7 protein-coding genes are annotated in these 11,826 nt (G+C 43.9%); 4 read left to right on the top strand and 3 right to left on the bottom strand.

The genetic code is table 11. The annotated features are described in order from the left end of the window. Positions 1–246 precede the first annotated feature (246 nt). The 3 genes from ABWW54_RS16265 (at position 247) to ABWW54_RS16255 (ending at position 4,596) form a co-directional block, all read left to right on the top strand. Entirely contained in the window at positions 247–1,881 is a 1,635-nt protein-coding gene (locus ABWW54_RS16265) for a hypothetical protein (RefSeq protein ID WP_353413757.1), read from the top strand. A gap of 121 nt (positions 1,882–2,002) precedes the next feature. Next, positions 2,003–2,368: a beta-lactamase hydrolase domain-containing protein gene (locus ABWW54_RS16260; protein ID WP_353413755.1), complete on the top strand. Its 366-nt coding sequence runs from the start codon at positions 2,003–2,005 to the stop codon at positions 2,366–2,368. An 86-nt stretch (positions 2,369–2,454) separates the two neighbouring features. Further along, the gene (locus tag ABWW54_RS16255; protein ID WP_353413754.1) at positions 2,455–4,596 is read left to right on the top strand and encodes a carbohydrate binding family 9 domain-containing protein; all 2,142 of its coding nucleotides are present in this window, start codon (positions 2,455–2,457) and stop codon (positions 4,594–4,596) included. A 92-nt stretch (positions 4,597–4,688) separates the two neighbouring features. Here the strand turns inward: ABWW54_RS16255 and ABWW54_RS16250 are convergent, their stop codons facing one another. Then, a complete protein-coding gene (locus tag ABWW54_RS16250; protein ID WP_353413753.1) occupies positions 4,689–6,716 on the bottom strand; it encodes an oxidoreductase in 2,028 nt (675 codons plus the stop codon). Between the two features lie 200 nt (positions 6,717–6,916). On the opposite strand from ABWW54_RS16250, the gene ABWW54_RS16245 reads away from it, so the two are divergent. Beyond that, positions 6,917–8,776, top strand: coding sequence for a DUF885 domain-containing protein (locus tag ABWW54_RS16245; protein ID WP_353413752.1), 1,860 nt, complete (start codon positions 6,917–6,919; stop codon positions 8,774–8,776). Positions 8,777–8,852: 76 nt separating this feature from the next. Here the strand turns inward: ABWW54_RS16245 and ABWW54_RS16240 are convergent, their stop codons facing one another. Next, entirely contained in the window at positions 8,853–9,884 is a 1,032-nt protein-coding gene (locus tag ABWW54_RS16240; RefSeq protein WP_353413751.1) for a pectinesterase, read from the bottom strand. Between the two features lie 173 nt (positions 9,885–10,057). Next, positions 10,058–11,824 (bottom strand): ATP-binding protein, encoded by a 1,767-nt coding sequence (locus ABWW54_RS16235; protein WP_353413749.1) that lies wholly within the window; start codon positions 11,822–11,824, stop codon positions 10,058–10,060. Positions 11,825–11,826 lie beyond the last annotated feature (2 nt).

Below are 11,826 nucleotides of genomic sequence, written 5' to 3'. Positions count from 1 at the left end.
TCCTTCTTAATTACGGGCGTTGACTTTTACGATCACAGGCGGTTCTTATAGACCGTTCGGAACGAACCGAAGAGATGAATACTATGCCACCTTACAAATTTAAAAGTGAAAGAGACTTTCTGCTAATTTGATCGCTTCCGAAATTGGTTGACGCTATTCAATGGTATAGTTTGCGACTAATAACGGCTGCTATTTTATTGATCTGCACCTCGGATCATAATTCCTTCATAATTAATATATCAACCAATGCTTACTACAACTAAAAGTGTTAAAGATACTTCCATAGGTTCTGCAATAGTGCCCTTTATAGCTCTTTTGGCCTTGAACGCATATTTGAGGTATTTAGGTATATTAGAAAACGTATTGTACGCTGATGATTTTCTTTACTTTGTTGATCTAAACAGCACCGTAATAAAATATGATATTTGTCGTTTCCCTCCTCAAGATTATCGATGGATCACTATGGGAAATATTTGTCTGTCAGGCACTTATCTAGGTGAGTTTGTACTATCAATATGGCCTAAGGTTTTAGCAATATTTTTTGTAACCCTCTACACCTTTCTTCTTTACCGGGTACTCATGTTATGGGGGGTGAGGAGTGTATCTGCATTGTTGTTAGCGGCACTATTAGCTGCGCATCCAATTACCAATGAGGTAATCCTCTGGAACGTGACTGCTTCATCGGGCCTAATTATTTCAACGGTTATCTACTCCTATATGTTATTGATACCAAACGTATCTTCGTGGACTGCAAGGTTGTGCTCCTTCTCCTTATTACTATTGGTTTCTATTTCTTATGAGTATGCTTTGGTTATATTTCTTGTGCTTGGCATTTCAGAATGTTTTGTTCTTGCTCTATCTGGAAGAAAAGTGTCTTTTGAGAGGCTAGTTGTACTAATTTCATGTTTTGTCTTTGCCTCTCTATTTTACATTGTGCAGAGTAAAGTCTCCGCATCACTTTTCCCTGATCCAGCTGGGGCAAGAGGTATAAGTAATCTTAGTCTGATATTCACTGATACCGCTACGCTAGTTCTTAAATTGCGGAGTTTGTTGAACTTGATGGTAAACGTGTATATGACTCCGCTTTCATTTTACTTCGAAATAGAAAGTCTCTGGTCATTGTGGAAATGGGTACCAATCGGTATTAGCGTGACTATAGCAGGCGTTGTATTTTTGACTACGCGCTCGTATGTAAAGTCAACCGTCTATTCGTTTTTCTTTATTGCCATTACACTTATACCGCTTCTGCCTCTTTTAGTAGCTAGTCAATCACCGGAAAGTTGGAGAGTGTCGATTCCTATTCTGATTGCAGCCATAATTGGCATTACTCCAATATTCATAGTGTTGAAAAAACTGCCTTCATATTTTACACACCTATGTAATTTCTGCTTGTCGTTCTTCGTACTGATACCTTTGGCATACGTTAGTATCAGTGAGACAAAACTTCGAGTTTATGAAAATAGATTAGAATCAAATCTAGTTTCGGAAATTGAGGCATTTTGGAAAGCGGAAGAAATAGATTTAAGTAGAATTCGTGTGGGACGAATTACTTATAACGAAGACGATTTGAATAGAAGACAGTATGCGGCCGAGAATCTTTCAATTTCATTCCAGAGGCGCGGGCTTCTTTTGGGCTTTAAGAACGATATCGCATGGCGTTCAAAGCTGCTTTACTACGGCTTAGACATCATTGAACTTGAAAGTGACACCTCTGAATTTGCGGAAAATTACGCTAAGGAATGCACCGAGGGTCAATGTGACTACAGCTTAGGAGAAATAATGTTTGCCAAGTGTAAAAAAGAATCCAATCAACATAATAGGGAGGCGAATATGGGTGTTGTACATGACCTGGAACTACGGGTTACTGCATTATGTATTTAACACCGTATGGCGTTGGTGTTGAGGCATGAAGTATGGAGTTAGATGATTATTACGGTAATGGGTATGATAAGGTTTGACGATCTGTAAATTCTATTAAGCAATTTTAGTATAGAGGAAGAGGATGAATTATTTGAAATTGAATGAACAAATTTCCGCATCAGGTCAACTAACGCTGAGCGATATCGAAAGACTCATAGACGAGAAAGTCGAATTACTTGTGTGTAATAGGCCCAATGGCGAAGATGCCGGCCAGGAAACTTACGAGGCTATCGCGGCTGCAGCAACGGCTCATGGTATTGACACTAAACTATTAGCATTCTCCTCTTATCAAATTTCTAATGACGATCGCGATAGCTTGATTGAAATCATTGCGGAAAAGAAAAGAACGCACTTATATTGCCGCTCGGGTGCGCGCTCAAAGCGATTATGGCGTATGGCAAATAAAATTGGTTGTGGCGGGCATGACTATACTAGTGATAAAGAATAGAGGAGGCGAGGATTTACAAATCTGGCTGAAACTATTCTATTGATGTCATCATCCTTAACTCCATAACGGCACTTATGGGTTTTGAAATGAATTTGGTTCGATTGTTTGTCTTTGTAGCATTCTACGCAGCCTTCGCTGTAAATACTTGCGCAGAAACGACGGGCGAAGAAGGTCCAACAGTTCAGCCAAGTTTTTTGAATGAAAAAATGAGTCCGCTAATTGATGGCGTGCTAGACGACTCAATTTGGGAAGCATCAGCTGTTATAAGTGATTTTCACCAATCTCGCCCATTGGATCACGGGCCAGTGAGTGAAAAAACGGAAGCTCAAATTGTAGTGAGCTCCGATTACCTTTACGTAGCGTTTAAGGTCCATGATTCAGACGTGAAATCCATAGATGCTAAAGGGCTAGTTCAAGGACAAACCTTTTTTTCTGATGATCGAGTGTCTGTGAACCTCGATACGTTTAACGATCAACGTAATTCCTATTTCTTTCAGGTCAATCCAAACGGAGTCCGTAGGGACGCATTGGTAGGAAACGACTATTTCATCGACGACTGGGATACCGTTTGGGACGCCGCTGCAAAAATCTATGAGTGGGGTTGGGCGGTTGAAATGGCTATCCCGTTTAAGTCTATTGCTTTTGATCCGAAGAACACTACGTGGGGTCTTAACCTTACAAGAAATAGCCCTAGGCGAGGTGAGGAAATGGCTTGGTCGTCCGTAGACAGAAATACTTCTCCCTCTGCCTTTGGTAAAATCACGGGAATGACGGGATTCAGCCAAGGCAAGGGTATTGAACTCAACCCTTCATTATCGTTAGGGTACAAGAACAGTGACAGCGTTGGATCTGATTCAGTGTTCGAACCGTCTTTGACAGGGTTTTACAACATCACTCCTTTTTTGACGGCCGGGTTAACGCTGAATACCGATTTTTCGGGGACCGAGGTCGATGAGCGAAAGTTAAACCTAGGAAGGTTCTCATTGTTCTTTCCTGAGAAAAGAGATTTTTTCCTTAGAGACGCGAGTATTTTCGAGTTTGGTGGTTTGGATGGCAATGCACGCCCTTTTTTCTCCAGACGCATTGGTTTATCTGATGACGGTGATCCCCTGGATTTAAAAACTGGGCTAAAGTTAAGTGGGCGTGCTGGCGATTGGAATTTGGGAGGCCTACTGATAAAGCAAGATACCATCGCTGAAGGTGCGGACGACGAGTTGTTCGTCGGGAGAGCAACGCGTAACGTCTTTGATGAATCTGAAATAGGAGTTATCGCGACGTCGGGTGATCCAAACTCAGACTCTGGTAATTCTTTAACCGGCCTCGATTACACATACCGAAACAGTCATGTTTTTGGTGATCAAAGTGTTCGCGCAAACTTTTGGTTTCAGGAATCAAACACCAATGGTTTTTACGATGATCAAAGTGCCTACGGGGTTAGATTGAGCTACCCCAATTATAAATATGAAGGCCATATCGATTTGCGGCGAATCGAAGAGAATTTTAACCCTGCCTTAGGGTTCGTTAATAGATCTGGTGTGGAGCAAATTAATGGACGTTTTCGTAGGCGTTTTCAGTTAGATAATTCCTATTTCGATTGGCTTGGAGCGCGAGCTCAGTACTTTAGAAGCGATAGAATAGATGGTGAAATTCAAACAGAACGGTATCAATTAAACTTTTTAGAAGGCTTTTCGGGAAAAAATGATTTCTTTACGGTTTTTTTGATCGATCAGACTGAGGGTATCGAGGAGTCGTTTACGTTACCTGGTGAGCTTCAGGTGATGCCGGGTGAGTACAATTTCAAACGCTATGGGGTATTCTTTGAAACGGGGCCGCAAAGGGAGCTCAGCGCAGAATTTCTATACGCAAATGGTGATTTTTTTGGTGGAGACCGTGAGCTCGTAGAACTCGAGCTAAATTGGAGGCCAAATAAGCACTTTTTCGCTGGATTGTCGTTTGAAAACAATGACATTAAGACAGCTGAGGGCGAATTTACTAGTAAGCTCTACAGCGCAAGAGCGAATATTGCTTTTAACACTGAATGGGCTTGGTTGAATCTGGTTCAGGGAGATAATGTGAGCGATACCGTATCGGTCAATAGTCGCCTGCGTTATCAACCAAGCGCTAACAAAGAGTTTCTACTTGTCTTTAATCAGACGGTCGACAACACCGCTGATAAGGCAGATGATTACTCAATCGTATTCAAGGCGAGCTTTAATTATCAGCTTTAGATGCAGCAATTAATAGTTGCGGTTGCTTGTACGAAAAGGTTGGCCACCCAAATCGGTGGCCAAGGATTTTAGATCGTCAAGTGTGCTTGATTCTAGAGTTTGGACGCGAGTTCAAACCCTTCGCGAATGGCTCGTTTTGCGTCAAGTTCACCGGCAAGTTTAGAGCCTCCTATTAGGTGGGTTGGTACATTTGCTCGATCTAGATCGTCTAGCAGGTCTCGACGTGAAAGTTGACCAGCACAAACTACGACGTTATCGCACTCAATAACCTGCGGTTCACCATTGTTTATGGTGAAGTGGAGCCCTTGATCATCTATCTTTGTATATTCCGCACCGGTGACCATATTGACGTCTTTCATTTTCAATGACGCTCGATGAATCCAACCTGTGGTTTTACCAAGACCTTTGCCCATTTTTGTGCTTTTTCGTTGCATCATGGTGACCTGACGCGGAGAAGGCTCCGGGTCTGCATGGACATAGGCTCCACGACTTTCATAATCTCTGTCCACACCCCACTCTTTATTAAATGTATCTATGTCTAAACTGGGCGACTGTCCCTGATGGGTCAGTAACTCTGCAATATCAAAACCGATTCCGCCGGCGCCAATGATAGCAACTTTGTTCCCGACCGGTGCTTTGTGAGTAACTACGTCAATGTACGATAGTACTTTGGGATGGAGCGCTCCTTCGATAGACAATTCTCTCGGTGTGATGCCCGTGGCTAAAATCACCTCGTCGTAGCCATCTTCGACTAACTGTTTGGCGTCAATTTTTGTATCTAGTATTAGGTTGACGCCGGTTTCCTTAATTTTGTGTTCAAAGTATCGGAGAGTTTCATAGAATTCCTCTTTTCCCGGAATTTTCTTCGCAATGTTAAATTGCCCTCCGATACGATCTGACATCTCTATTAGGTCAACTTGATGGCCGCGATCGGCCAACACGGTCGCAGCGGAAAGTCCTGCTGGTCCAGCTCCGACCACGGCAATCCTTTTTACCGAAGTTGCTGGCGAATAATTTAACTCGGTTTCATAGCAAGCGCGGGGGTTGACTAAGCACGTCGAGCGCTTGCCAGAAAATGTGTGATCAAGGCAAGCCTGATTGCAGCCGATGCAGGTGTTTATGAGTTCAGGTTTACCAGCGGCCGCTTTATTAACGAAGTCGGCATCGGCGAGAAAGGGGCGAGCCATGGAAATCATGTCTGAGTCACCTCGAGCAATGATATCGTTTGCTACATCAGGGTCGTTAATTCGATTAGTGGCCACCACAGGAATGCTTATATGGTCTTGAATTCGCCCGGTGACCCATGCAAAAGCGCCACGAGGCACACTCGTAGCGATGGTCGGTACTCTTGCTTCATGCCAACCGATGCCTGTGTTAATTATAGTGGCTCCTGCTGATTCTATGGCTTTACCCAATTGGACGACTTCATCCCAGGTGCTTCCTTGTTCGATCAAATCGAGCATCGACAATCGATAGATAATAATGAAGTTGGGCCCAACCTTTTCGCGAACAGATTTAACTATTTCGACTGGTAAACGCATTCTGTTTTCAAATGAACCGCCCCATTCATCCGTGCGCTTATTGGTGTGCGTAACAAGAAACTGATTAATAAAGTAACCTTCTGATCCCATAATCTCAACACCATCATATCCAGCTTCTTTGGCTAGATAGGCGGAGTTTGCGTAATCGTTTATCGTCTTGTAAACACCCTTTGTGCTCAAAGCACGAGGCTTGAATGGCGAGATAGGGGACTTCACGTTAGAAGCCGAGACGCATAATGGGCTGTAGCCATAACGTCCAGCATGTAGAATTTGCAAGCAAATTTTACCGCCCTCAGCGTGAACCGCTTTGGTCACTTGTCTGTGCCTTTTAACTTCAGATTTCTTACTTAGTTTGCTACCAAATGGGGAAAGCCAGCCCTCAACATTGGGAGCAAACCCGCCTGTTACCATCAAGCCAACTCCGCCTCTTGCTCGTTCAGCGAAGTAGGCAGCAAGTTTTGGAAAATCTTTGGCTCGATCTTCTAAGCCTGTATGCATGGATCCCATTAAAGTGCGGTTCTTTAGAACGGTAAAGCCCAAATCAAGTGGGCTCAGTAGATGAGAATAATGTTCGGTCATAAGGCGGGTGCTCGCGATCAGATAACACTGTTATGGTTTGTGGCATTATTGTATCTAAGCAATTGACCTAATAAAACCACATTCGGGGTATTTGCTCATCAAATTGAATTTAGTCTGCTCTCGTCAACTTACTAATCATGGTGGAGCAGAAACCAATTTTTGTTTATAGTCTGTACAAACTATCAAATTGGATTGCGCCGGTGAAACATAGCCTGATTACCTTTCTATTTACCCTCACTATACTTTGTGGATGCACGGGGTCAGAACAAGTTTCGACTCCCGACGCTAAGGATGTTGAAGCCGATGCAAACACTGATGTTAAAAGCGCCAGTGAAGTAACTGTTAGCCCAATCAAGGAAGAGAAAATACTTGATCAGAATGAAGCGTTTGATAGATTTAAGGAGAATTTTTTAGTTAAGACTTGGGAGCTTAAACCGAGTTATGCCGTTTACGTTGGCTATTATGAGCACGACGACCAATTGCGTGTTCCAAACGGTGTCCAGCGAGCGGCTGAAAGGGGCTTTTATGTTAACGAACTCTTAGCTATTAAAGAGTTCGATGCGAACCAATTAAGTGCGGCAAATGCCTCTGACCTTGCCATTATCGAGGCTGAGCTAAAGTCGAACATATGGTATATCGATGAATTTCGTGACTACGAATGGAACCCTGCTCGTTATAACCCAGCCGGCGCCTTTGGCGTAATTCTAAACACCGATTATAAGCCCCTGCTTGATCGTCTGGGGGTTATTTCAAAGCGACTGGAGAATGTGCCTGCATATTATGAGGCAGCGGTTGCGAACATTAAAAACCCGACTCTAGAGCACATCGACCTGGCTATTCAACAAACAGGCGGAGCCGTGAGCCTGTTTTCTAAGTTGATCCCGGAGAAAATTGACGGTTCTGCGCTAAACGAAGAGGCTGTTGTAGAACTAAATTCCAAATTGGCCATGGCCACCAAAGCTGCGGAAGGCTACGTAAGCTGGTTGGAGAATAAGAAATCAACGTTATTAGACAGTAATGATGCCCGCAGTTTTAGAATAGGGGCCGAAATATACGAAAAGAAGTTTAAGCATGATATCGGCTCGAGCTACAAAGCAAATGAGCTTTATGAGGTTGCTTTAAAAGCAAAGCAAGAGCTACACGCGGAGATGATTCGTATCACGTCAGAGTTATGGGAGACCTATTTTCCGGAAACGACGCGGCCAGAAGCAGACCTTGTTGCTGTAAAGCAATTAATCGATAAGCTTTCCGAAAGGCATGTCGATCGAGAAGACTTTGTGGAGGAAATTCGTCGTCAGATGCCGATTATTCAGGCTTTTATGGATGACAACCAGTTGTTGGATTCTGATCCAACTCGTCCTTTGGTTGTTCGGTTGACACCAGAATATCAGCGGGGAATTGCCGGTGCTTCAGTCAACGCTCCCGGGCCGTATGACGCCACCGCTAACACGTATTACAATGTCTCTCCACTGGATTCTTACTCTGACGAGCAGGCTGAAAGTTACCTGCGAGAATACAATCATTGGATTCTACAGATTCTAAATATCCATGAAGCCACCCCCGGTCACTACACGCAATTGGTTCATGCTAATAAAAGCCCGAGTAAAATTAAGTCGATATTCGCTAACGGGGCGATGATCGAAGGATGGGCCGTTTATTCAGAGCGAATGATGTTAGAGGCGGGTTATGGAAACAATGAACCAGAAATGTGGTTGATGTATTCGAAATGGAACCTACGAGTGGTGGTAAACACTATTCTAGATTACAGCGTTCAAGTCTTAGGCATGGAGCGGGACGCGGCACTAAATTTGTTGATGAATGAAGCCTTTCAAGAACGCACCGAAGCCGAAGGTAAGTGGAAGCGAGCGACGCTCTCGCAGGTGCAGTTAACCAGCTATTTTACCGGTTACTCTGAAATTTATGCGTTTCGTGAGGAGTTAAAGAATACGTTAGGTGAGGCATTTAGCTTAAAAGATTTTCATAATAAGTTTTTGAGTTACGGCAATGCTCCTGTGCCTGTAATTAAAAAGCTGATGTTAGCTGAACTAGAAAAAAAATAGGAATCCAGAGACAGTGTGTCAGAAGAGAGGCCGATCAGACTGATTAGCCTCCTTTGTTCTTAAGTTCGACGACAAATTAATCTGGTGCAAGGCAGTTTCTATTCAGAGGGTGCTCAGAGTTGTTGCTGTTTAGGCAACGCAACGTTCCGTTTCCCGTCGCTGTGCCAGTGAGAATGGATTGACTTATTACTAGTTCAGGCGTAATACCAAAGTCTTTCTCAGACACAACGTCACCTTTGATTGTGCTGTTTTGAATTCTAATGTGAGCTCCAAAAGCTTTTATTGCGACACAGGAGTTAGCCGTATTGTTTAGGGCGACATCGAGAGTCGGTAAACCGTCGCCGATGTATACCCCATTGAGGGTTGTTGTTTGGATGTCAGATCCAAACTTTTCCCAAACCCCAATGCATTCTTGTGACCCCCCGTTCAAATGAAAGGCTGAATCAATGAAGAAATTTTCTGTTGGAAGACCGTCACGGCCTCCGATCACTCCATACGATTTCTGATTACCCTGGACCGAAATAATGCTGTCTCTTACTGTCACATCACTACTGGTGTGAATCCCGATTGCGGTACCGCCAGAGCTGCTTATAGAGGCCCGCACATTGTTTATTTCAATTCGATTTGATTGCGCCTCGTTACCAAAAGCCTGAGCCGATAGCGCTCCAGTGACGGTGGCGATCAGCGTTAGGTTAGAAACTTTCGAGAAGCTCTTTAATTCAACTACCGTGTTCGTGCCTGTGGTGGTATTTTGAAATTTATTATCAACGATAGATTTGATCACCGTCGTGCCATGCCCTGAGCCAACCAAATGAACGTTTGGCTTGAGTATTAACGTCTCCTTAGGGAAGTACGTGCCAGGGGCAATGACAATTAGGTGTTTTTCTCCGGAGATGCCCGAGCTGTCACCACTATCCGGAATTGATTTGAGTGCGTCTGTAATGCGAGTATAGTCGCCGCCCTTTTTTGCAACGGTGATAACGTTATCTAACTCTGCACTCACGGGGAAAACCACAACGCTGGTTTTCGATAGGGCAGAGGTGGAAAAGAGTAGCACCAAAGCTAGACAACAAAACAGTCGCCTTAAGATGAGGGTATTTGAATCCATAATTAGTCCTTTAACGTAGTAGTAGGGCAGTGCATCTAATCAAGCGCATTTGGCACGCTTTAGATACGGGTAATAGTAATAAGGAGCAGTCTTGCTTTGCAAGATCCTAACATAACTTCACTCTATATCAATGCGGAACTCTATTCGATGCACCAGCTTTTAATATCTGGCAGTTAATCTAGAAGCTTGCGCATCATCATGTAAAGTTGCGTTGCGGACGCAGGCTTATGTAGTAGTAGTGCATCTGTGGTTTGCGCATCACGGATTCTCTCTGAGCCCGTATCTCCAGTGATAAGAATCGCGGGGATGTGGCGTTTTAGTTCATTCCTCACGAGTTGGACTACGTCTTTGCCCGTTACGCCTTCACGTAGGCGGTAATCGCTTAACAAAATCTGTGTCTGGTTGGCGTTGGGTGCGGCTAATGCATCTTCTGCTGATTCAGCGAGAATACAAATACACCCCCAAGATCGAAGTACAGAGTTCATTGATGCTCTAATATGAGGTGCGTCGTCCACCACCATAACAGTGATGCCCTTAAATTGGTCTAACTCTAGCTCTTGATTGATGTCCTCAATAACTTCTTCCGTCGCTTTCGGAATGAGAAAACGAAATACGCTTCCTTTCCTAACTCTTGACTCAACCGAAATGCGTGAGTTGATTGTGGATGCAAGGCCTTGCGCGATGGCCAATCCCAAGCCAAAGCCTTTGCGAGAATCACGTTCAGGGTTGCCGATTTGTTGGAATGCCTTGAATATGGTGTGATGCTCGCATTCTGCAATACCAACACCGGTATCCCAGACTTCTAAGCTGAGGTGATCTCTGCGTTTCCGACAAGCAACCAGCAACCCGCCTGTTTTGGTGTATCTAATCGCATTCGCTATCAAGTTCCTGAGTATCAGCTCTACCAAGAAAGGATCACTGTAAGCGGCAGCTATGGTCTCTCTGGTTCGGAAAATCAGTTCTTTTTCATCAGCGGTCGGAGCAAGCTCTGATTCAAGTTTGTTGAGTACATTTCTAATTAAAAAGGACCTTGGTTGCGCGGATATTGCTCCAGCATCGAGTTTTGATATGTCAAGCAATGCATCTAGCATTTCGCGTGTTGATCCTAACGCGGAATTCATGTGTTGGTGAATTTCGTGTTGAGCATCTGATAGTTCTGTTCTTCCCAAAGACTCATTAAGCAGCCCGAGTGCGTGTAATGGTTGTCGTAGGTCATGGCTTGCGGACGCTAGAAATACGGATTTGGCTCGGTTCGCTTCGTCTGTTTCATTTAATGCGCTTCTAAGGTCTTTAACTAATCCTTGGTTTTCTAAAGAAAGTTCAATTGATTGTTGGATTGTTCGTGTAAGGGTAACCGCAAACCACGTAAGACCGACAAGCATGAGTGCAAATGCAAAACCTAACCATTGATATAGGGGCTCTTCGCGGAGGTAAAGGGCATAACTGACTGTGAGCATACTTGGGTAGCTGCTGGCCACAAAGCCAACAAAGAACGGCGAAGACAGTGCGACTGAGCCAGCCGCGAGACTAGCCGATATTACGCACAGTAGAATAACAACGGAAGGGTCACCTTCTGGGATAAATGTGAACGGTAAATACGTGTACGTAAGACTTTGGATTAAAACCAAACACAATACGATCTGGGTATCGAAAGTAACATTTCGACCAAAGAATCGCTCAAAACCAAATGAAAAAATGGCGATGCTTGCTATGGCTTCCATGCACATCACGGCAACCCAAACAATTGATCGTAAGTCTAATGTCGCTTGATATATTAAATAGGAGGTAAAGAGAGCTACCAGTGTGTAACCAAATACGCCCTGTACATAATTGCGATGAATCAATCGCAATTGGCGCCAATATAGAATTTCTTGTTCAGTTCTGTTGGCTTCTCTTTGTTCTATGTCAGCCTGTTCCGGCAGCTCATTTTTAATTAGCATCC

Origin of the sequence: Arenicella sp. 4NH20-0111, from assembly GCF_040366405.1 — a bacterium.
Classification (GTDB): Bacteria; Pseudomonadota; Gammaproteobacteria; order Arenicellales; family Arenicellaceae; genus Arenicella.
This window is presented reverse-complemented; position numbering and strand designations above follow the sequence as displayed.

Bases quoted from the DNA above. Each gene is read 5' to 3' on its own strand.
- ABWW54_RS16255 (WP_353413754.1), top strand. From the start codon at position 2,455: ATGAATTTGGTTCGATTGTTTGTCTTTGTAGCATTCTACGCAGCCTTC.
- ABWW54_RS16240 (WP_353413751.1), bottom strand. From the start codon at position 9,884: ATGGATTCAAATACCCTCATCTTAAGGCGACTGTTTTGTTGTCTAGCT.
- ABWW54_RS16235 (WP_353413749.1), bottom strand. From the start codon at position 11,824: ATGCTAATTAAAAATGAGCTGCCGGAACAGGCTGACATAGAACAAAGA.
- ABWW54_RS16265 (WP_353413757.1), top strand. From the start codon at position 247: ATGCTTACTACAACTAAAAGTGTTAAAGATACTTCCATAGGTTCTGCA.
- ABWW54_RS16250 (WP_353413753.1), bottom strand. From the start codon at position 6,716: ATGACCGAACATTATTCTCATCTACTGAGCCCACTTGATTTGGGCTTT.
- ABWW54_RS16260 (WP_353413755.1), top strand. From the start codon at position 2,003: ATGAATTATTTGAAATTGAATGAACAAATTTCCGCATCAGGTCAACTA.